Origin of the sequence: Sphingopyxis macrogoltabida (assembly GCF_001307295.1) — a bacterium.
Taxonomy (GTDB): Bacteria; Pseudomonadota; Alphaproteobacteria; order Sphingomonadales; family Sphingomonadaceae; genus Sphingopyxis; species Sphingopyxis macrogoltabida_B.
This window is the reverse complement of the sequence record NZ_CP012700.1, coordinates 4,158,413-4,177,425: the sequence shown is the minus strand read 5'-3', so window position 1 is coordinate 4,177,425 and position 19,013 is coordinate 4,158,413. Positions and strand designations below refer to the sequence as shown.

General features: G+C 66.8%; 25 protein-coding genes. 14 read left to right on the top strand and 11 right to left on the bottom strand.

What is annotated here, in order from left to right; translation table 11 throughout:
* Positions 1–212 precede the first annotated feature (212 nt).
* On the bottom strand, positions 213–731 hold the full coding sequence (locus AN936_RS19380; protein ID WP_054589524.1) for a flagella basal body P-ring formation protein FlgA: 519 nt from the start codon (positions 729–731) through the stop codon (positions 213–215).
* Between the two features lie 281 nt (positions 732–1,012).
* Between AN936_RS19380 and flgB the strand changes: the two genes are divergently transcribed.
* The 14 genes from flgB (at position 1,013) to AN936_RS19310 (ending at position 11,811) form a co-directional block, all read left to right on the top strand.
* A complete protein-coding gene (flgB, locus tag AN936_RS19375; protein WP_054589523.1) occupies positions 1,013–1,363 on the top strand; it encodes a flagellar basal body rod protein FlgB in 351 nt (116 codons plus the stop codon).
* Complete coding sequence (flgC, locus tag AN936_RS19370) at positions 1,360–1,767, top strand: flagellar basal body rod protein FlgC (RefSeq protein WP_054589522.1); 408 nt, start codon at positions 1,360–1,362, stop codon at positions 1,765–1,767. Before flgB ends, flgC begins: the two co-directional genes overlap by 4 nt.
* A gap of 1 nt (position 1,768) precedes the next feature.
* Positions 1,769–2,089 carry a flagellar hook assembly protein FlgD gene (locus AN936_RS19365; protein ID WP_054589521.1) on the top strand — a complete coding sequence of 107 codons (321 nt, stop codon included), beginning with the start codon at positions 1,769–1,771 and terminating at the stop codon, positions 2,087–2,089.
* Positions 2,090–2,099: 10 nt separating this feature from the next.
* Positions 2,100–2,927 (top strand): flagellar hook-basal body complex protein, encoded by an 828-nt coding sequence (locus AN936_RS19360; RefSeq protein WP_054589520.1) that lies wholly within the window; start codon positions 2,100–2,102, stop codon positions 2,925–2,927.
* Positions 2,928–2,962: 35 nt separating this feature from the next.
* Positions 2,963–3,700, top strand: coding sequence for a flagellar basal body rod protein FlgF (locus AN936_RS19355; protein ID WP_054589519.1), 738 nt, complete (start codon positions 2,963–2,965; stop codon positions 3,698–3,700).
* 12 nt (positions 3,701–3,712) lie between these two features.
* Positions 3,713–4,501 carry a flagellar basal-body rod protein FlgG gene (gene flgG, locus AN936_RS19350; RefSeq protein WP_054589518.1) on the top strand — a complete coding sequence of 263 codons (789 nt, stop codon included), beginning with the start codon at positions 3,713–3,715 and terminating at the stop codon, positions 4,499–4,501.
* Entirely contained in the window at positions 4,482–5,141 is a 660-nt protein-coding gene (locus AN936_RS19345) for a flagellar basal body L-ring protein FlgH (protein WP_054589517.1), read from the top strand. The genes flgG and AN936_RS19345 overlap by 20 nt, the downstream gene beginning before the upstream one ends.
* Before the next feature lie 44 nt (positions 5,142–5,185).
* Positions 5,186–6,262, top strand: a complete 1,077-nt coding sequence (locus tag AN936_RS19340) for a flagellar basal body P-ring protein FlgI (RefSeq protein ID WP_054590431.1) — start codon at positions 5,186–5,188, stop codon at positions 6,260–6,262.
* Positions 6,259–6,564: a rod-binding protein gene (locus AN936_RS19335; protein WP_084758544.1), complete on the top strand. Its 306-nt coding sequence runs from the start codon at positions 6,259–6,261 to the stop codon at positions 6,562–6,564. The genes AN936_RS19340 and AN936_RS19335 overlap by 4 nt, the downstream gene beginning before the upstream one ends.
* The gene (gene flgK, locus AN936_RS19330; protein WP_054589516.1) at positions 6,561–7,892 is read left to right on the top strand and encodes a flagellar hook-associated protein FlgK; all 1,332 of its coding nucleotides are present in this window, start codon (positions 6,561–6,563) and stop codon (positions 7,890–7,892) included. Before AN936_RS19335 ends, flgK begins: the two co-directional genes overlap by 4 nt.
* A 28-nt stretch (positions 7,893–7,920) precedes the next feature.
* Positions 7,921–8,751 carry a flagellin gene (locus tag AN936_RS19325; protein ID WP_054589515.1) on the top strand — a complete coding sequence of 277 codons (831 nt, stop codon included), beginning with the start codon at positions 7,921–7,923 and terminating at the stop codon, positions 8,749–8,751.
* 88 nt (positions 8,752–8,839) lie between these two features.
* Positions 8,840–9,703, top strand: a complete 864-nt coding sequence (motA, locus tag AN936_RS19320; protein WP_054589514.1) for a flagellar motor stator protein MotA — start codon at positions 8,840–8,842, stop codon at positions 9,701–9,703.
* Positions 9,703–10,563 (top strand): flagellar motor protein MotB, encoded by an 861-nt coding sequence (locus tag AN936_RS19315; RefSeq protein ID WP_054589513.1) that lies wholly within the window; start codon positions 9,703–9,705, stop codon positions 10,561–10,563. The genes motA and AN936_RS19315 overlap by 1 nt, the downstream gene beginning before the upstream one ends.
* Positions 10,564–10,740: 177 nt before the next feature.
* On the top strand, positions 10,741–11,811 hold the full coding sequence (locus AN936_RS19310) for a sigma-54 interaction domain-containing protein (protein ID WP_234715644.1): 1,071 nt from the start codon (positions 10,741–10,743) through the stop codon (positions 11,809–11,811).
* Positions 11,812–11,936: 125 nt separating this feature from the next.
* Here AN936_RS19310 and fliS read toward each other — a convergent pair whose 3' ends face one another.
* The 10 genes from fliS to AN936_RS19260 form a co-directional block, all read right to left on the bottom strand.
* Positions 11,937–12,326 (bottom strand): flagellar export chaperone FliS, encoded by a 390-nt coding sequence (fliS, locus tag AN936_RS19305; protein ID WP_054589512.1) that lies wholly within the window; start codon positions 12,324–12,326, stop codon positions 11,937–11,939.
* A gap of 11 nt (positions 12,327–12,337) precedes the next feature.
* On the bottom strand, positions 12,338–13,714 hold the full coding sequence (gene fliD / locus AN936_RS19300) for a flagellar filament capping protein FliD (protein WP_054589511.1): 1,377 nt from the start codon (positions 13,712–13,714) through the stop codon (positions 12,338–12,340).
* Positions 13,715–13,908: 194 nt separating this feature from the next.
* Positions 13,909–15,045 (bottom strand): flagellar type III secretion system protein FlhB, encoded by a 1,137-nt coding sequence (flhB, locus tag AN936_RS19295; protein ID WP_054589510.1) that lies wholly within the window; start codon positions 15,043–15,045, stop codon positions 13,909–13,911.
* 4 nt (positions 15,046–15,049) lie between these two features.
* Complete coding sequence (gene fliR / locus AN936_RS19290) at positions 15,050–15,832, bottom strand: flagellar biosynthetic protein FliR (protein WP_054589509.1); 783 nt, start codon at positions 15,830–15,832, stop codon at positions 15,050–15,052.
* 7 nt (positions 15,833–15,839) lie between these two features.
* Entirely contained in the window at positions 15,840–16,109 is a 270-nt protein-coding gene (locus AN936_RS19285) for a flagellar biosynthetic protein FliQ (protein ID WP_054589508.1), read from the bottom strand.
* Positions 16,110–16,113: 4 nt separating this feature from the next.
* Positions 16,114–16,884: a flagellar type III secretion system pore protein FliP gene (fliP, locus tag AN936_RS19280; protein ID WP_054589507.1), complete on the bottom strand. Its 771-nt coding sequence runs from the start codon at positions 16,882–16,884 to the stop codon at positions 16,114–16,116.
* Entirely contained in the window at positions 16,874–17,152 is a 279-nt protein-coding gene (locus AN936_RS19275) for a FliO/MopB family protein (protein ID WP_054589506.1), read from the bottom strand. The genes fliP and AN936_RS19275 overlap by 11 nt, the downstream gene beginning before the upstream one ends.
* Positions 17,152–17,484 (bottom strand): flagellar motor switch protein FliN, encoded by a 333-nt coding sequence (gene fliN, locus AN936_RS19270; RefSeq protein ID WP_054589505.1) that lies wholly within the window; start codon positions 17,482–17,484, stop codon positions 17,152–17,154. The genes AN936_RS19275 and fliN overlap by 1 nt, the downstream gene beginning before the upstream one ends.
* Positions 17,477–18,406 (bottom strand): flagellar motor switch protein FliM, encoded by a 930-nt coding sequence (locus tag AN936_RS19265; protein WP_054589504.1) that lies wholly within the window; start codon positions 18,404–18,406, stop codon positions 17,477–17,479. Before AN936_RS19265 ends, fliN begins: the two co-directional genes overlap by 8 nt.
* Positions 18,403–19,008, bottom strand: coding sequence for a flagellar basal body-associated FliL family protein (locus AN936_RS19260; protein ID WP_054589503.1), 606 nt, complete (start codon positions 19,006–19,008; stop codon positions 18,403–18,405). Before AN936_RS19260 ends, AN936_RS19265 begins: the two co-directional genes overlap by 4 nt.
* Between the last annotated feature and the right edge of the window lie 5 nt (positions 19,009–19,013).

Here is a 19,013-nt window from a genome sequence, read left to right as displayed (position 1 = left end):
CCTTCGTCACCCCGGACTTGATCCGGGGTCCATGACATCAGCGCCGCAATGGATCCCGGATCAAGTCCGGGATGACGAAGATGGCTTAAGCAGCGTCCCCTCACCACCCCAAGGCCGCCACCGGCCACAAATTCCCAATGCCAACGAGAAAAACCCGGCGGCGTCGGAAAATCGACAGCCGCCGGGCCGATGCGACCAGCAGGGGTGAAATTCTAGTCGGCGAGGCGGGCCCGGCCGGGGCCGGTGACGGTGGCGCTGAGTGTGCTCTTGGCATCGCTGCCCCTGAGAGCGATCGTTTCGCCGACGCGGCCGTCTTCGGACGCGGTTGCGGCATAGCTGATCGAAAAACTTTCGGTGTCGATCGTCACGCGGACATTGTCGCCGCGGCGGATCACCGGTGCGGCGGCCGCGGGGCGGGCGTAGCTCGCCTGCGTCGGGGTGCCGACGGCGGGGCCGGTCATCGGCACGCGGAGGCGCCAGCCCAGCGAAGGGCAGCGGACCGCGAGCGTCTGGGCGTCGATCGCGGTGACCGATGCCTGTTCGGGGCAGCGCGCCAGCTTGATGCGGCGGTCGATCGGGGTCGCCGAGCGGCCCATCGCATTCGCCACCATCGCGGTAAGCACGTCGATCGTCTGCCAGTCCTCGCTGGCTTGCTGGGCATGGGCGGCGGGTGCGGCAGCCATGCAGGCGGCGATGCCGGCAACGCGCCAGGTGCTTGTCTTGCGAACCATGATCCATCTCCTTCAGGTCCAAAATGGTCGCGGATATGAAAGCAAGAAGCGTGCCAGTCGTGGTTTGCCGCGGCTTTGCGCGGCGCCGCGGCGCGCGCCGTCAAACTTTTGACTGACGCTGGAATGCCCGTCGCCGGAGCGCCGGAGGATTCATTCAAATATATGAAAAACATAGGAAAATATCTTTTGGCACGGTGATTGCATTGTTCCTTCTGTTTTTCCGCGCACCCGCGCCGGCGACCGCCGACCGAGGGCCCCGCGGCAAAAGAAGGAATGGTACGATGGCATCCGAAAAGCTTTTTGGCCTGCACGCGACGGCGCTCCAGCTGCGCAGCCAGCGCATGATGCTGCTCGCGTCGAACATCGCCAATGCCGCGACGCCCAATTACAAGGCGCGCGACCTCGATTTCTCGAAAGCGCTCGACCTGGCGCAGCAGGGCGGCTCGGCCGCCGACGCGATGCAGGGTGCGATTGCGTATCGCGTCCCGGTCCAGTCCTCGCTCGACGGCAACACCGTCGAGATGGCGACCGAGCAGACGGCGTTTGCCGAAAATGCGCTCGCCTACCGGTCGAGCCTCGCGTTTCTCTCGGGCCGCGTCAACACGCTGACCCGCGCGATCAAGGGCGAATGACGATGAACAATTTCTCGGTCTTCGACATCAGCGGCCGCGCGATGTCGGCGCAGCTCGTCCGCCTCAACACCACCGCGTCGAACCTTGCCAATGCAGGGACCGTCGCGGGGAGCGAGGCGGGCGCCTTTCGTTCGATGAAGCCGGTGTTCCGCACCGTGATGGACGATCATGGCCGCGCGACGGTGCAGGTCGACCAGGTCACCGTCGGCAAGATGGCACCGTCGAAACGGCACGACCCCAGCAATCCGCTCGCCGACAAGGACGGCAACGTCTGGGAAGCCGCGGTCGATAGCGCCGCCGAGCTGGTCGAGATGGTCGAAACCGCGCGCCAGTATCAGAACAATGTCCAGGTCCTCGAAACCGCGAAGGGCCTGATCAACGAAACCTTGAGGATGGGACAGTAAGATGGCCGTGAACAGCATCACCAACAACAGCAATGTCGTGCTCCAGCCGAAGGGCAGCGGGCAGCAGATGGGGCAGAGCGATTTCCTGCGCCTGATGACCGCGCAGCTGAGCCAGCAGGACCCGTTCAACCCGGTCGATAACCAGGCGATGGTCGCGCAGATGGCGCAATTTTCGAGCCTCGCCGGGATTAACGAGACAAACACGACGCTCCAGCAGATCTCCGACCAGCTCAAGGCGCAGACCGCGCTGCTGCAGGACATCAAGGCCGCCACCCCAGCGCCTGAGACCGACACCATCACCGACACCAACAGCACGCAGTAAGGAAAAGCTTATGTCTTTCTACACCTCGCTTTCGGGCCTCAAGGGCGCCCAGACCGAAATGTCGGTCGTCTCGAACAACATCGCCAACGCCGGCTCGATCGGCTTCAAGCGCAGCAAGGCCGAGTTCGGCGACATCTTCGCCGCGTCGCCGAACCAGTCGACCAAGACGGTGGCCGGGCAGGGCACGCGCCTCAGCGGCATCACCCAGCAGTTCACGCAAGGGTCGTATGAATCGAGCGAAAAGACGTTCGACATGGCGGTCATCGGCGACGGCATGTTCGTCGTGAAGGGCGAAGCGCCGCGCAACCAGGTCACCTATACCCGCAACGGCTCCTTCTCGCCGCTCGAGGACGGCCGGGTCGTCGATTCGACCGGTGCGACGCTGCAACTGCTGCCGGTCGACGCCGACGGCAACGTCACCAGCCGCGATCTCGCCTCGACGCAGGATTTCATCGTGCCGCAGCACGCGCCGGGCAACCCCGACGCGGCGCTCGTCAACGTCTCGATCGGCCTCGACGGCCTCGCCACGGCGACCTTCGCCGACGGTTCGGACCAGACGCTGGGCAAGATCGCGATGGCGACTTTCCCTGCGATGGAAGGGCTGCGACCGATCGGCGATTCGCACTGGCAGTCGACCGGCGACAGCGGCCAGCCGACGATCGACGCCGCGACCAACGGCCCGATGGGCTCGATCCAGTCGGGCGCGCTCGAACGCTCGAACGTCGATATCACCGAGGAATTGGTGATGCTGATCGCCGCGCAGCGCAATTTCCAGGCGAATGCCAAGGCGATCGAGGGCGCGTCCGCGCTGACCCAGACGATCATCGGCCTCCGCTGATCACGCTGTAATCGCCGTCTGCCGGGAGCAACCATATGGACCGCGTCATCTATACCAGCCTCACCGCGATGCGGGGCAGCATGGCCCGGCAGACGGCGACTGCGAACAACCTCGCCAACGCGCAGACGCCGGGCTTTCGCGCCGACATGGCCGAATCGCAGGCGCTGTGGCTGAACGGCAAGGGCGGCCGGGCGATGTCGTCCGAGGAAGTGATCGGCGCCGACATGCGCGCCGGCACCATCGCCGCCACCGGGCGCGACCTCGACATCGCGATGCAGGGCGATGCGATGCTCGTCGTGCAGGCGCCCGACGGCGAAGAGGCCTATACGCGGCGCGGCGACCTGATGGTCGCGCCGAGCGGGCTGCTTTCGACCGGCGACGGCCATCCGGTGCAGGGCACCCAGGGCCCGGTCACCATCCCGCCCGCCGATTCGGTGACGATCGACGACGAAGGCCGGGTCTTTGTCGTCCCCGCCGGCGGCGATCCCCAAAATCCGCAGCAGGTCGACCGGCTGCGGCTGGCGACGCCGACGGGGTCGGAGATCGTCAAGGGGCTCGACAATCTGTTCCGCGTCAAGGGCGGCGGCATCTTGCCCGACGACCCCGAAGCGCGGGTCGTCACCCGCTCGATCGAAGGCTCGAACGTCACCGCGACGGTCGCCCTCGTCGACATGATCGAGGCCAGCAAGGCCTGGGATTCGCAACTCAAGCTGATCGACGACGCGCGCGAAATGGACAGCGCGACGGCGAATCTGATGCAGCTACCCCGTTAAGGAGATAAGAAAATGAGCTTCGGTGCCTTGCACGTCGCGCGGACCGGTCTGGATGCCCAGGGCTTCCGGATGCAGGTGATCGCGAACAACCTCGCCAACGTCAACACGACGGGTTTCAAGCGCGACCGCGCCAATTTCGAAACCTTGAGCTATCAGATGATGACCCAGCCGGGCGCGCCGTCGTCGGCAGAAAACCGCTATGCGATCGGGCTCAACCTCGGCACCGGCGTCTCGCTCGCCGGCACCGCGCGCATCGACACGCAGGGCAGCTTTGCGACGACCGGCAACGGGCTCGACGTCGCGATCGACGGCGCCGGCTTCTTTCAGGTGCTGATGCCCGACGGGCGCACCGGCTATACCCGCGCCGGCAATTTCACGACGTCGCCCGAAGGGACGATCGTTACCTCGGACGGCAAGCCCGTCCAGCCGGCGATCCAGATCCCTGACGGCGCGACCGGCATCACGATCGGCGCCGACGGCACCGTCTCGGCGCAGCTGCAGGGCGATGCCGAAACGACCGAACTCGGCAAGATCGAGATCGCGCGCTTCGCCAATCCCGCGGGGCTGCAGGCGATCGGCGACAATATGCTGATCGAAACCGCCGCTTCGGGCGCGCCGCAGGTCGGTGCCGCCGGCGAGGAAGGGCGCGGCACGCTGCGCGGCGGCATGCTCGAGGGATCGAACGTCAATGTCGTCGAGGAGCTCGTCGACATGATCGAGACGCAGCGTGCCTATGAGGTCAATTCGAAGATGATCCAGGCCACCGACGAGATGATGAAAAATGCGACGCAGACTCTCTAAGGGCCTGTTGCTCGTCCTCGCGCTGGCGCCGGCCATGGCGCAGGCGAAGGACAAGCTCGCGCCCGACGCCTTTTCGGTCACCATGCCCGCGCCGCCGCCGGCGCCGCCGGCGAACGGTTCGATCTTTCAGGGCGCCTATGTGCCGCTCACCTCGGGCGGACGCGCGGGGCAGGTCGGCGACATCATCACCATCCAGCTCGTCGAGCGCACCGCGGCGACGAAGAGCAACGCGGCGGGGACGCAGCGCGACGGCAATATCGGCCTGACGCCGCCGTCGACCGGCCCGCTGTCGCTGTTCAACCCGAGCGACGTCGCGATGGGCGGCGGCCAGCAGTTCAAGGGCAAAGGCGACGCGTCGCAGTCGAACGCGCTGTCGGGCGAGGTCAGCGTGACCGTCGCCGCCGTCTATCCGAACGGCACGATGCTGGTGAAGGGCGAGAAACTGCTCACCCTCAACCGCGGCGACGAACGCGTCCAGATTGCCGGCATCGTTCGCGCGATCGACATCAGCCCCGACAACCGCATCCTGTCGACCCGCGTCGCCAATGCGAACATCCGTTACGTCGGCAAGGGCGAGATCGCCCGCGCCAGCCAGCAGGGCTGGCTGCAGCGCTTCTTCTCGATCATCAGCCCCTTCTAAGGAATAGTGAAGTGACCCAGCGTCCCGCCCTCATCGCCTTCCTGATGCTGCTCCTCGCCAGCTTTGCCTTCGCCGCACCGGCATCGGCGCAGCGGATCAAGGATATGGGGCAGTTCCAGGGCCTGCGCGCCAACCAGCTCACCGGCTACGGTATCGTCGTCGGCCTCGCGGGGACGGGCGACGACAGCCTCGACTATTCGACGCTCGGCATGAAGGGCGCGATTTCGCGCTTCGGGCTGACCTTGCCGCCGGGGCTCAACCCGGCGCTGAAGAATGCCGCGGCGGTGATGGTTACCGCCGAACTGCCGCCCTTCGCCAAGCCCGGCCAGCGCCTTGACGTCACCGTCTCGGCGATCGGCAAGGCCAAGAGCCTGCGCGGCGGCACGCTCGTGCTCGCGCCGCTCTATGGCGCCGACGGCCAGATCTATGCGATGGTGCAGGGCAATCTTGTCATCGGGGGGCTCGGCGTCGATGCCGCCGACGGGTCGAAGCTGACGGTCAATGTCCCGTCGAGCGGCCGGATCGCCAATGGCGCGACGGTCGAGCGCGCGGTCGACACCGGCTTTGCGACCGGCGACTGGCTGACCTTCAACCTCCACCAGTTCGATGCGACCAATGCCAAGCGCGTCGCCGACGCGATCAACGCGGCGATCCCGGGCAGCGCGTCGATGATCGACGGCGCCAGCATCGCGATCCGCGCCGTCGGCAATGGCGACGAGCGGATGCGGCTGATGTCGCAGATCGAGAATCTGGGTGTCGAGCGCGCCGATCCACCCGCCAAGGTGATCGTCAACGCGCGCACCGGCACGGTGGTGATCAACGGCGCAGTGCGCGTTGGCACCGCTGCGGTAACGCAGGGCAAGATGACCGTGTCGATCAAGGAATCGCCGATGGTCGTCCAGCCGGCGCCGTTCAGCCGCGGCCAGACGGCGGTCGAAGAATCGAGCGATATCGAGGTCACCGAAGAGGCGCGCCCGGTGTATCTGATGAAGCCGTCGGCGTCGCTCGCCGAACTGGTCGATGCGATCAACCGCCTCGGCGTTGCTCCCGGCGATCTTGTCGCCATCCTCGAGGCGCTGAGCCAGGCCGGCGCGCTCACTGCAGAACTGGTGATCATATGACGACGCCTATTTCTTCGGTTCGTGCCACTCCGGCCCCCGCGGCTGCGGGCGGCGGCGACGGCGGTCTGCGCAAGGCGGCCGAGGCCTTCGAAGCGGTCATCCTGCGTCAGCTCCTCGCGTCGATGCGCCAGGCGAAGCTCGGCGACGATATCTTCGGGTCGAGCGCCACCGACAATTTCCGCGAGATGGCCGACGCCAAGACCGCCGACAGCATCGCCGCGATGCGCCAGTTCGGCATCGCCGATATGGTCGAGGCGCAGTTCCGCGGCCGCGCCGCGAGCCAGGCCGGAGCCGTGCAATGAGCGACCTGCTGGGCATTGGCGCGAGCGGGCTGCGCGCCTATTCGCGCGCGCTTACGACGGTCGGCGACAATATCGCCAATGCGCAGACGCCGGGCTATGCGCGGCGGACGCTCCAGCTCGGCGAGGCGCTGGGGGCGGGCGATACGCCGTTCGTGCGCGCCAATGTCAGCCCCGGCGGCGTGGCGATCAAGGGGCTCAGCCGCTCGGTCGATGCCTGGCTGACCGCCGATGCCCGCATCTCGTCGGGCGACGCCGAGCGCGCCGGGACCAAACTGGCCTGGCTCGACCGCGTCGAAACCGCGCTCAGCGACGAGACGAACGGCATCAAGACGGGGTTGACGGAGGTTTTCACAACCGCCGACGAACTGACCGCCGATCCGTCGAACCGGACGCTGCGCAGCCAGTTCCTGCAGGCGGTCGACGATGTCGCATCGGGCTTTCGCACCGCCGCGGGGCAGCTTTCGGACATGGCGGACGGGATTTCGGACGCCGCGACCAGCGCGGTTGACCAGTTCAACGCCGACCTGAATGCGCTCGAACAGATCAATGTCGGGCTGCGCAAGGCGCGGCCGGGTTCGACGGGCGAAGCGACTTTGCTCGATGAGCGCGACCGGCTGATCGACCAGCTTTCGGCGCAGGGCGGGGTGACCGCCAGCTTCGACGATCACGGCGCGGCGACGCTGCGTGCGACCGCGAGCGGCGATGTCCTCGTCGGCGGGGGCACGGTAACGCCGGTCACCGCGACCACGGCCGCCGACGGCCGTGTCTCTTTCTCGCTTGCCGGCGGCGCACCCTTCACCACCGCGACCGGGTCGCTCGCCGGCCTTGCCGAAGCGTCGAACCATGTCGCCGACCAGCGCGCGGCGCTGGACACGATGGCGAGCGATTTCGCCGGCCAGCTCAACGCCGCGCATCAGGCCGGAACCGACGCCGATGGCAATCCCGGCGCCGCGCTGTTTACCGGGACGGGCAGCGCCGCGACGCTGACCGCCGCGCCACTCACCGCCGATCAGGTCGCCGCCGCCGACGCGAGCGGTGCCAACGGCAATATGCTGGCGTTCGGCGCGATGCGCGGGGCGAACGACACCGAATCGAAATGGGCGGGGCATATGGCGTCGCAGTCGCAGGCGACCGCTTCGGCGCGCGCGCAGGACGCCGCCGCGACAACGCGCGCCGATGCCGCTGCGGCCGCGCGCAGCACGGTCAGCGAAGTCGATCTCGATCGCGAGGCGGCCGACCTCATGCGCTTCCAGCAGGCCTATTCGGCGGCGGCGCGCACGATCCAGGTCGCCCGCGAAACGATGCAAGCGCTGTTGAGCGCGATCTAGGCCAGAGATTTCAGGAAAGGATCAGGTCATGATCAACGCCGTGGGCAATCGCATGACGCGCGAAATCGCGCGCCAGCGCAGCGTCGCCGACCAGATCGAGCGAACGCAGACGCAAATCTCGACCCAGAAAAAGCTGCTCCGGGCGTCGGACGATGTCGTCGCGTCGCGGCGGATCGCGACGATCGGTACCGCGCAGGCGAGCACCAACACCTGGGCGCGCAACGTCAAGGCGGCCGAGGCGCAGGTCGCGCAGGCCGACACCGCGCTGGGGACGGCCGGCAACCTCCTGTCGCGCGCCCGCGAACTGACGCTGTCGGCGGCGAGCGCATCGATGAACCCCGCCGACCGCGCGAGCGTCGCTGCCGAACTGACGGCGATCGCCGAAGAACTCGACAGCCTCGCCGCGACGCGCGACGTCAATGGCGAGCCGCTGTTCGCGGCCGGCGACGCCCGGACGATGCGCTTCGATTCGGACACCAGCTTTGCCCCGGTGCCGTCGGCGGCGAGCGCCTTTGTCGTGGGCGGCAATCCGATTTCGACCGCGCTTCGCGACGCGGCCGCGGCGGTCGGCAGCGGCGACAGCAGCGCGATCGGCGCCTCGCTCGAAACGCTCGGGGCCGGCATCGCGCATGTCGCCGACCAGCGCGCGACGCTGGGGCTTGCGGCCGGGCGCCTCGAACGCATCGGCGACAGCCTCGCCAGCCGCAGCATCTCGCTCTCCGACGAGCGCTCGTCGCTCGAGGATACCGACCTGTCGGTGGCGATCGCGCAGCTCAACGCCCAGAATATGACGCTCGAGGCCGCGCAGGCGGCCTTCGCACGCATCAACCGGCAGACGCTGTTCGATATTTTGAGCTGAGGCGCTCAAAGTTTCGGCGGCGCTGCCGTTAATCATCAAGACGTCCCGTTTTGCGGGGGGCCCGGCCCCCCGACTGGAGTAGGTTTGCATGTTCCCCGTTGTCGGCATCATCGTCTTGATCCTGCTGGTGTTCGGGGGCTTCGCGCTGACCGGCGGCAATCTCGAGCCCGTGCTCCACGCGCTGCCGCACGAAATGCTGATCATCGGCGGCGCCGCCATCGGATCGCTGATCATCGGCAATTCGGGCAAGGAGCTGAAGGCGCTCGGCGGCGGGCTGGGGAAGGTGTTCAAGGGGCCGACCTATCAGAAGGCCGACTATCTCGACTGCATCCTGCTCGTCTCGACGCTGATGAAGATGATGCGCACCGAGGGCCCGGTCGCGGTCGAACCGCATATCGAGGACCCGGCGAACTCGCCGCTCTTCCAGCAGTACCCCAAGCTTTTGAAGGACGAGACGCTCGTCCACCTGATCTGCGACACGCTGCGGCTCGTCGTCGTGTCGTCGGGAACGCTCGACCCGCATGCGGTCGAGGAGGTGATGGACAATGCGGTGAAGAGCCACCACCATCACGCGATCAAGCCCGCCGACGGATTGCAGAGCCTCGCCGACGCGCTCCCCGCGCTCGGTATCGTCGCCGCGGTGCTCGGCGTCGTGAAGACGATGGGCTCGATCGACAAGCCGCCCGAGATCCTCGGCGCGATGATCGGTTCGGCGCTGGTCGGGACCTTCCTCGGCGTGCTGCTCGCCTATGGTCTTGTCGGCCCGTTCGCGACGCGGGCGCGCACGGTGATCGAAAGCGACGCCGCCATCTATCATACGGTGAAGCAGCTCATCATCGCGTCGCTGCACGGCCACCCGCAGCCGCTGGTGATCGAGGCGGCGCGCTCGGGCGTCGACCATAGCAACCAGCCGAGCTTCGCCGAGGTGTTCGACGGAATGCGCGGTCGCTGATGGCCGCGCGTCCGAACAGCCCGGTGCGCCCGATCATCGTCAAGAAGGTGATCGAGGCCGGCCACGCCGCACATCATGGCGGGGCGTGGAAGGTCGCCTATGCCGACTTCGTCACCGCGATGATGGCCTTCTTCCTCCTGATGTGGCTGCTCGGCGCGACGACCGAGAAGCAGCGCAAGGCGCTCGCCGACTATTTCGCGCCGACGATCGTCAAGACCAAACAGGAAAGCGCCGGGTCGAACGGCATGTTCGGCGGCGATTCGATCGTTTCGGCCGACGACTATCCGCACGCCGCCGGCCAGACCGGAACGCGCTCGATCACCATCCCCAAGGACGCCGTCGGCGGACCCAAGGAAGCGTCGGGCCGCGAAAGCGAGCGGATGAAGTTCCAGCAGGTCGCAAAGTCGCTGATCGATCGGGTCCAGAAGAAAGGCGACCTGAAACGCCTCGCGCGCAACCTGCGCTTTACCGAGACGACCGAGGGGCTGCGGATCGACGTGGTCGATGATGCCGACTTTTCGATGTTCGTCATGGGCACCAGCCAGCTCACCCCCGACGGCGCGCGGCTGTTCCGCGAGATTGCGGAGCCGATCGCGCAGGTTCCGAACCGGCTGATGATCCGCGGCCACACCGACGCGGCGCCCTGGTCGGCGAAATCGGGGACGAACAACTGGCGCCTGTCGGTCGACCGCGCCGAGGTGACGCGCCACTTCCTCGAGTTTCGCGGCATCGGCACCGAGCGCTTCTCGCGCATCGAAGGGGTGGCCGATCGCGAGCCTTATCTGCCCTCCGACCGATTCGATCCGCGCAACCGCCGCATCTCGATCACGCTCGGCTGGGGCGGTGCCCCCAACAATTAGTGCCAATCTGGCAGCATTGGGAATCCTTGCTGACGCAATCGCGTGGGCATTGCTGCCAACTTGGCAATAACCCTTTGTTTTGAAAGGGTTAGGTTAAAATGGATAATCTTTTGTTTACCATTTTCCTCAATCTCTAAATCCATCGAAGGCGCCGATTTGGGGGGCGCGGTGGAGACGATGATGACCGAGGTGGGGCAAAATAACGGCGGCCAGGCCGCGCTGGAAACGCTGATCATCGGGACCAGCCCGGCGACGCAGCGGCTGCGCGAAATGATCCGCCGCGTGGCGCGGTCGAACGCATCGGTCATGCTCTGCGGCCCGTCGGGCTCGGGCAAGGAACTCGTCGCCCGTGCCATTCACAACGAAGGCGTCCGTTCGGGCAAGCCCTTTGCCGCAATCAACTGCGGCGCCATCCCCGGCGAGCTCATCGAATCCGAACTGTTCGGCCATGAAAAGGGCAGCTTCACCGGCGCCACCGCGCGTCGCCTCGGTCATTTCGAGGCGAGCGAGGGCGGCACCGTCTTTCTCGACGAAATCGGCGACATGCGTTTCGACATGCAGGTCAAACTGCTCCGCGTGCTCGAAGACCGGACGATCGTCCGCGTCGGCAGCAGCGACGTCCGCCATGTCGACGTCCGTGTCATCTCGGCGACGCATCAGGATCTCGATGCCGCGATCGCCGAAGGCAAGTTCCGCGAAGACCTGTTCTTCCGGCTCGGCGTGGTTGTGTTGCAGGTCCCCAGCCTCGCCAGCCGCGTCGAGGATATTCCGGCGCTGATCCGCCACTTTCAGCGCAAGATGCCCGGCGAAGCCAAGTGCCGCTTCGACGACGAGGCGATGATGCTGCTGATGCAGCACCGCTGGCCGGGCAATGTGCGCGAACTCCGCAATTTCGTCGAACGCGCCAGCGTTCTGCACGGCGGCGAGACGCTCGGCGCCCATGACGTCGCGCTGCTTTTGAACCCCACCGCAGCGCTTGCGCCGCGACAGGCCGTCCCCAGCGGTTTCGTCGCGGTGCAAGCAAGCGCGGAAGAACTGGTCGCCCCGGCCGCGCCGCACGCCAAGACGCCGGCGCCGGGCCGCCCGATTGACCTCAAGCGCGAGATCGAGACGATCGAACTCGAACAGATCCACGTCGCGCTCGACCTGGCCGACGGCATCATTTCCGAAGCGGCGCGCCTGCTCACGCTCAAGCGCACGACGCTGATCGAGAAGATGCGCAAATATGGCGTCCAGCAGGCGGCCTGAGCCGCGCCGGACAGAATTTCAGCATGGCTGAAAACGGGGGCTCTGGTCCGCCCTTGTCAAGCACCCGGCCGTCCGTCCCCACCTTGGACGGCCGGGTGCATCCCTCTCCCACGCAGCAAAGCCGACTAGCGCAATTGCCGCCAGGCGTTGCTGACCGTCAAAATCCCGTCGAGCAGATCCTTCAGCCCCGCTTCGTCGTTCGCCGCGACAACCTCGTCGAGCTTGCGGCGCATGCTGCGGTAGACGCGCGAGAGCGCCTCGGCGACGTCGCCGCCTGCTTCGCGGTCGAGCCCGGCATCGAGGCCGATGAGGATCGCGCGGGCGCGGTGCGCGGGTTCGGTCGCCGACACGCGCTGGCCCTGCCGCACCATCGCGGCGAGCACGCCGATCGCAACCTCCAGCTCGTCGTAGAGCATCGTCACCAGCTCGACCGGATCGGCGGCGGCGGCGCGGCTTTCATGCTGCAACCGGCGATAAAGCCCGGTCGCGCGGACGGTCGAGGCGGTGGCGGTCATCGGGTCGGACTCTAATTGTTATTCTGGTTGTTCCACATCTCGATCTGCTGTTCGAGATAGGTCTGCGTCGCCTTGAAGGCCGCGAGCTTGGCGTCGAGCCCGCCGAACTGCTTCTCGAGCCGGGCGCGGTAGCTATCCTCCCGCTCCTCGATCTTCCCGAGCTGTTCGGCGAGGGCTTCCTTCCGGGCGTCGAGCGACTTGGTCACGCGGTCGATCACGCCGTCGGTGGCGACGGCCTTGTCGCGGATCGCGTCGAGCGCGAAGGCGATGCCCGGATCGGTCGTTTCGGTATGCGTCGCGTCGCGTCGCGGGTTGAACAGCGCCTCGACCGCACCGGCGTCGGCGGCGAGCGCCTTTTCAAGCTTGGCGCTGTCGAGCGACAGGAGGCCGTCCTTGGTCGAACCGATACCGATGTCGCTGAGCTTGTTGATGCTGCCGTGGCTGGTCAGCACCTTGCCGACGAGCGCCTGCAATTCGCGTTCGAGTTCGCGCAGCCCCGTCGTCGGGCCCGACATCGCCGACGCCGACTGTAGGCTTTTCTTGAGCTGGTTATAGACATCGACGAAATCACCGACGGTCTGCTTGATCATGTCGAGCGGCCGGCTGGCGCCGATATCGACCGGTTGGCCCGGCGCCGCCTTCTTGAGCGTCAGCGACATGCCGGGGACGACATCGTCGACGATATTCGAGGCGCGGCTGAACGCGACGCCGTCGATCTTGAACTCGGCATTCGCGGCGCTCTGGCCGAGCGTCATCGCGCCGCCCGAACCATAGGAAAAGGTCGCAAGGCCGGGGTCGGCGCCGCTGTCGACGGTGAGGGTGAAAGCGCCGGCTTCGCCGGTCGGGCCTTTCAGGATGATCCGGTGGCCGCCCTCGTCGGCGACGATCGACGCGGCAACCCCGGCACCGCTGGCGTTGATCGCCTTGGCGAGGCCGTCGAGGCTGTTGTTCGTCGCGTCGATGGTGATCGTCTTGTTCACCCCTCCGACGGTCAGCGTCATCGTTCCGGTGCCGATCGCCGCGGCCTTGTCGGCGACGACGCCCGAATAGGCGGTCTGGGCGCGCGCGAGCTGCGTCACCTCGATCGTCGCGGCGAAGCTGTCGGCCGACAGGCCAGCGCGCGACGTGGCGGAGAGGATGCTGTCGTCCGATACGGTGGGCGTGCTGCGCAGCGTGCCGTCGGACACCATCTGGCTCAGCGAATCGGCGAATCCGTCGAGGTTGGAGCGCGCCTGCGCCAGCGCGCTGATCCGGGTCTGGTTCTGCTGCGTCAACTGGGTGACGCGCTCGATCTTCGGTTCGCGCGACGCCGCGGCAAGGTCGGTGACCAATTGTTTGGTGTCGATCCCCGATCCGAAACCGAGGCTGTTGGCGATGGAACTGACCATGTTCGATATCCTTCGAACCTCTTAACGGCCCGATGGTCGGGATATTAAGTTGAGGATGGACTTTCCGGGCGAAGTCGTCGGGGGTTCGCCAACCTTCGTCATCCCGGACTTGATCCGGGATCCATGACGACGGCCGTTGCTGGACCCCGGATCAAGTCCGGGATGACGAAGAAGGAGGTGTCCGGGCCGCGCGGCTACTGCCGCCGTCCGTCGGGATCGAAATGATGCGATTCGGGCACGTCGACCGCGGGCTGTGTCCGGCCTTCGGCCATCGCGCGTTCGAGCTGGAAGACGAAGGCGAGGATCGTTGCGACGGCGACGAACAGCTCCTCGGGGATCACCCGCCCGGCGCGCGCGGTGAAATAGATGGCGCGGGTGAGCTGCGGATATTCGAGCAGCGGGACATTGGCGCCGCGCGCCAGTTCGCGGATCGACAGCGCGACGTCGCCGCGCCCGCGCGCGACGACCACCGGCGCGGCGTCGATGCCGGGACGGTAACGCAGCGCGACCGAAAAATGCGTCGGGTTGGTGAGCACGACCGTCGCTTCCGACACCGCCTTGCGCGCCGAGCCGCTCAATATATCGTGCGCGCGCTGGCGCTGCGCCTGTTTGAGCTCGGGGGCGCCGTCGGACTGGCGCATCTCTTCCTTGATCTCCTGCTTGCTCATCATCAGCCGCTTGTTGCGCTGGAACCAGACCGACGGAACGTCGATCAGTGCGATGACGACCAGCCCGCCCGCCATCGTCACCATCGCCTGGCCGATCGCCTGGCCCGCCAGCCCGATCGCGGCGCCCAGGTCGGTTGCCGCCATCGTCATGATCGCGGGCAGGTTCACCGCGACGAGCCAGTATCCGATCGTGCCGAGCAGCAGCACCTTGGCGATCGTCTTGCCGAGTTCGAGCGCGCCGTGCAGCCCGAACATGCGCTTCAGCCCGTTCATCGGGTTGATACGGTTGCCCTTGAACTCCAGCGCCTTGCCGCGCCAGCCGAACGAACCGAGCAGAGCGGGGCCCGCGATCGCGGCGACGAGCGCGAGCGCGAACAGGCTGGCGAGCGGCAGCAGGATTTCGACCCCGTTGCGGAGCAGCGCTTCGCCCGGCGCGAAATCGGCGACGTCGGCGGCGGTCAGCGTCAGCCCGCGGCGGACGAGCTCGCCCGCCGACTGGACGAACCAGCCGCCCGCGGCGATCAGCCAGCCGGCGGCGGCGAGCATCATCAGCGCGGTCGCCAGTTCGCGCGACATCAGCACATCGCCCTCTTTCGCCGCGTCGGCGCGCTTCTTCGGCGTCGGGGCTTCGGTCTTCTGGTCCTTTTCGGTTTCGCCGGCCACGCCGTCAGCCCCCCGATGCGAGCATGCGCGCGGCGTCGAGCGCGTCGGACAGGATGCGCGCGACCGCTTCGGCCATCACCGGGGTCGCCATGCCGAGCAACACGACGCCGGCGAGCAGCGTCGCGGGAATGCCGACCGCGAACAGGTTGAGCGCGGGCGCCGAGCGGCCGATGACGCCCATGATCATCTGGACGAGGATCAGCACGAAACCGACCGGCAGCGCGATGGTCAGCCCGGCGGCGAACATCAGGCTGCCGAAACGCAGCAGACCGCCGATCGCCCCGAACGAGGGAAAGGCATTGCCCGGCGGCAGCGCACTATAGCTGTCGACGATGATCTCGATCAGGATCAGGTGCCCGTCGGCGGCAAGGAAGAGCGCGGTCGCCAGCATCGACAGGAACTGGCCGATCGCCGAACTCGCCGCGCCGCTCAGGGGGTCGACCATCGATGCGAAGCCGAGGCCCATCGCGTTGCTGATCGCTTCGCCCGCGAGTAGCGCCGCGGCGAGGCCCATCTGGAGGACGAAACCGATGCAAAGGCCGATCAGCGCTTCGCCGAGGATCAGCAGGAAGCCGGGAAAGGACACGATCCCTTCGGGCGGCAGCACCATCCCCGACGCTGCGACCGCCGGCACGCCGACCGCGAGCGCGATGACGAGGCGAAGCTGGACCGGCACGTTCGTCGCCCCGAACACCGGCGCCGCGATGAACGCGGCGCCCGGCCGGATCATCCCCAGCATCCAGAGCTGGAGCATCGCCTCGATATTGGGGACGTCGGCGGGGTTCATTGATGTCCTAACGGACGAGCGACGGGATCTGCGCGAAGATTTCGCGCGTGAAATCGGCGAGCAGCACGAGGATGCTGCCGCCGAAGATCGCGAGGCAGATCGCCGCGACGATCAGCTTCGGCACGAAGGTCAGCGTCTGTTCGTTGATCGAGGTCGCCGCCTGCACCATACCGAGCAGCACACCGATCACCAGCACCGGGATCAACAGCGGCGCCGAAGCGAGCGCGAGGATCCACAGCGCCTGCTGCGCCACGCCGATGAAATAATCCGCTTCCATTACCCTAACCCACGAAGGAGGAAGCGAGCGATCCCATCGTCAGTGCCCAGCCGTCGACGAGGACGAAGAGCAAGAGCTTGAACGGCATCGAGATGATCGTCGGCGACAGCATCATCATACCCAGCGACATCAGCGCCGACGCTACGATCAGGTCGATGACGAGGAAGGGCAGAAAGATCAGGAAGCCGATCTGGAACGCGGTCTTGAGCTCGCTGGTGACGAAGGCGGGGAGCAGGATCGAGAAGGGGACGTCCTTCGGGCTCGCATAGGTCGGCGCCTTGGCGATCTTGGCGAACATCATCAGGTCGGTCTTGCGCGTCTGTTTCATCATGAAACCGTGCAGCGCGACGCCCGAGCGCGAAACCGCTTCGCCGATGTCGATTTGCTCCTGGCCATAGGGTTCGATCGCGACGCGGTTCACTTCGCTGATCACCGGCTGCATGATGAACAGCGACAGGAACAGGCTGAGACCCACCAGCACCTGGTTCGGCGGCGTCTGCTGGAGCCCCAGTGCGTGGCGCAGGATCGACAGCACGATGATGATGCGGGTGAAGCTGGTCATCATGAGCAGCAGCGACGGCAGCACCGTCAGCAGGCTCATCAGGACGAGGATTTGCAGCGACAGGCTCAGCGGCCGGCCGTCGCCACCGATCTCGGCGACCGCGCGGTCGAGACCGCCGGACGCCTGCGCCCAGGCGGCGGGCGCGGCACAGAGCAGCGCGAGGCCGCCGATCAGTGCGGCGCCGCGCAGCCAGCGTTTGCGATCAGTCGGCATGGAAGTCGCCCTCGCTGTTATCGGCCAGCCGGGTGATGCCGTTGCGCGACACCGCGACGAGGATCTGCTGGCCGGCGAATTCGACGACCGCGAGCTTCGATCCGGGACCGAGCGGCAGCACGCCGACCAGTTCGACCGGGCGCGGCTGCTTCGCTCCGCCGGTAAGCGGCACGCCCATCTGGACGCGCTTCCACAGCCACAGGCTGCCCCATGCGAGGCCGCCGATCATCGGCAGCAGGATGAGGAGGCGGAGGATATATTCGAGCATCAGACCCTCCGCTCGAAGCCCGCGATACCCCGGTCGGGCGCGACGACTTCGGCGACCTGGATGCCATAGCGGCCGTCGACGCTGACGATTTCGCCCTTCGCGATCAGTGTGCCGTTGGCATAGATGTCGAGCAGGTCGGTCGCAGCGCGGTCGAGTTCGATCACGCTGCCCTCCGACAGGGCGAGCAGTTCGGCGAGCGTCATCGAGGTCGATCCGACCTCGACCGAGACGCGCAGCGAAACGCCGGCGAGCAGGTCGAAATTGGGCGCGGCGGCGATATCCTTGTTGTCGCGGCGGTCGCGGCGCGCGGGCGCCTCGCTCACATCAGTCATGGTCCGGTCCTTCCTCGATTTGTTCGATCATGATGGCGGCGTTGCCATTGGCCTCGCCGATGCTGCCATAGGCAAAATTGCGGCCCGCGACGGTCACCGGCACATGGCGCGGCATCGCGAGCGGGATGATGTCGCCGACCTCGAGCGCGAGCAGCTTGACGAGGCTGATCTCGGGCCGCGCGAGCACCGAACGGACGGGCAGGCGCACGTCGCGCAGCGCCTTGTTGAGCGCACTCGCCCACACCGGGTCGGCGGCGGGTTCGCGCGTATCGTTCGCGGGTTCGGCGCCGGCGATGCCGCGCAGCGCGGCGAGCGGATAGGCGCAGGCCATCGTCTGACCCTCGAACGGCGCGCCGCGCAGCGTGAAGCGCTGGACGAGCAGCTCGTCGTCGGCGCGCACCGCGGCGAGCCGGGCCGGGTCGGTGGTGACGCAGTCGAGTTCGGGCGCCATCGGCAGCTTGTCGCCCCACGCCGCGGCGAGCTGCAACCCCATGTCGCGGCCGAGGCGCGCGGCGAAGCGCTCCTCGGCATCGGTCAGTTCTTCGCGTTCGGCCGCGAGCTGTCCCTTGCCGCCATAAAAGATGTCGACGAACTGGAGGATCAGCGGCCGCGGCGCGGCGAGCAGCACCGGTCCCTTGAGCGGCTGGGCATGATAGCGCCAGAAGATCGCGGGCGCCGCGCCGGCGCTCCAGTCGGCGAACGCCACCTGTTCGGTGCCGGCGCGTTCGACCTGGACCAGGGGCGCGCCGAGCGCGCGGACGAGTTCGCGCAGCGAACGTGCGAATTGCGTCGCAACGGCGTCGAGCGCCGGGAAGGCATAATTGCCCTCGGCGCGGCGCAGCAGCAGCGACGCCTTGCTGTCGGACGCCTCCGCGGCCGCGGCTTTCGGCACCGCCTTGACGGGTTTAGCCTGGAGCGTCACTGGATCACCAGGCTCGTGAAATAGACATTATCGATCCCCCCGAACCCTTCCTTGTCGCGCAGCACATCGTTGATCGCGGCGGTCAACTGACGTTGCAGCCGCTGTTTGCCCTGTGATGTGGAGAGCAACGCCGGGTCCTGTTCGGCGAGCACCATAAGCACGACCGAACGGATCGGCACTGCCTGTCGTTTGATATTATTGATAACCTTGCCGTCGTAGAAGGTCGAAAGGCTGATACCGACCTGCAGGAAGCCCGATCCGTCGGCGAGGTTCGTCGTGAACGCGTCGGTGATCGGATAATAGGTGATTTCATATTTGCGCGGGTCGACCTTGTACCGGTCGTTGGGCACCGATACGGTCCCGACCTTGGGCGGGGCCTCGCCGCTTTCGCCTTCGGCGGCCGGTTCGGCTTCACCCTTGCTGCGCAGGACGAGCTTCGGGAAATTATCCTCGGGCTTGGCCTCGTGCGCCGACAGTGCGCCGAAATATATGCCCGCGCCCGCGCCCGCGCCGATCAGCGCAAGGGCCCCGACGCCGATGATCAGCAGCTTCTTCAGCTTGCCCTTCGGCTTGGCTTCGGTTTCGACTTTATCCTTGGACATGGCTT

Excerpts from the sequence above, each read along its gene's own strand:
- fliN (WP_054589505.1), bottom strand. The coding sequence starts at position 17,484 with ATGACTGATGTGAGCGAGGCGCCCGCGCGCCGCGACCGCCGCGACAAC.
- AN936_RS19335 (WP_084758544.1), top strand. The coding sequence starts at position 6,259 with ATGACGACGCCTATTTCTTCGGTTCGTGCCACTCCGGCCCCCGCGGCT.
- motA (WP_054589514.1), top strand. The coding sequence starts at position 8,840 with ATGTTCCCCGTTGTCGGCATCATCGTCTTGATCCTGCTGGTGTTCGGG.
- AN936_RS19285 (WP_054589508.1), bottom strand. The coding sequence starts at position 16,109 with ATGGAAGCGGATTATTTCATCGGCGTGGCGCAGCAGGCGCTGTGGATC.
- AN936_RS19325 (WP_054589515.1), top strand. The coding sequence starts at position 7,921 with ATGATCAACGCCGTGGGCAATCGCATGACGCGCGAAATCGCGCGCCAG.
- flgK (WP_054589516.1), top strand. The coding sequence starts at position 6,561 with ATGAGCGACCTGCTGGGCATTGGCGCGAGCGGGCTGCGCGCCTATTCG.
- flgC (WP_054589522.1), top strand. The coding sequence starts at position 1,360 with ATGACGATGAACAATTTCTCGGTCTTCGACATCAGCGGCCGCGCGATG.
- fliP (WP_054589507.1), bottom strand. The coding sequence starts at position 16,884 with ATGCCGACTGATCGCAAACGCTGGCTGCGCGGCGCCGCACTGATCGGC.
- AN936_RS19355 (WP_054589519.1), top strand. The coding sequence starts at position 2,963 with ATGGACCGCGTCATCTATACCAGCCTCACCGCGATGCGGGGCAGCATG.
- AN936_RS19340 (WP_054590431.1), top strand. The coding sequence starts at position 5,186 with ATGCTGCTCCTCGCCAGCTTTGCCTTCGCCGCACCGGCATCGGCGCAG.
- AN936_RS19315 (WP_054589513.1), top strand. The coding sequence starts at position 9,703 with ATGGCCGCGCGTCCGAACAGCCCGGTGCGCCCGATCATCGTCAAGAAG.
- AN936_RS19310 (WP_234715644.1), top strand. The coding sequence starts at position 10,741 with ATGATGACCGAGGTGGGGCAAAATAACGGCGGCCAGGCCGCGCTGGAA.
- fliS (WP_054589512.1), bottom strand. The coding sequence starts at position 12,326 with ATGACCGCCACCGCCTCGACCGTCCGCGCGACCGGGCTTTATCGCCGG.
- fliD (WP_054589511.1), bottom strand. The coding sequence starts at position 13,714 with ATGGTCAGTTCCATCGCCAACAGCCTCGGTTTCGGATCGGGGATCGAC.
- flgB (WP_054589523.1), top strand. The coding sequence starts at position 1,013 with ATGGCATCCGAAAAGCTTTTTGGCCTGCACGCGACGGCGCTCCAGCTG.
- AN936_RS19380 (WP_054589524.1), bottom strand. The coding sequence starts at position 731 with ATGGTTCGCAAGACAAGCACCTGGCGCGTTGCCGGCATCGCCGCCTGC.
- AN936_RS19275 (WP_054589506.1), bottom strand. The coding sequence starts at position 17,152 with ATGCTCGAATATATCCTCCGCCTCCTCATCCTGCTGCCGATGATCGGC.
- AN936_RS19345 (WP_054589517.1), top strand. The coding sequence starts at position 4,482 with ATGCGACGCAGACTCTCTAAGGGCCTGTTGCTCGTCCTCGCGCTGGCG.
- flgG (WP_054589518.1), top strand. The coding sequence starts at position 3,713 with ATGAGCTTCGGTGCCTTGCACGTCGCGCGGACCGGTCTGGATGCCCAG.
- AN936_RS19360 (WP_054589520.1), top strand. The coding sequence starts at position 2,100 with ATGTCTTTCTACACCTCGCTTTCGGGCCTCAAGGGCGCCCAGACCGAA.
- fliR (WP_054589509.1), bottom strand. The coding sequence starts at position 15,832 with ATGAACCCCGCCGACGTCCCCAATATCGAGGCGATGCTCCAGCTCTGG.
- AN936_RS19260 (WP_054589503.1), bottom strand. The coding sequence starts at position 19,008 with ATGTCCAAGGATAAAGTCGAAACCGAAGCCAAGCCGAAGGGCAAGCTG.
- AN936_RS19365 (WP_054589521.1), top strand. The coding sequence starts at position 1,769 with ATGGCCGTGAACAGCATCACCAACAACAGCAATGTCGTGCTCCAGCCG.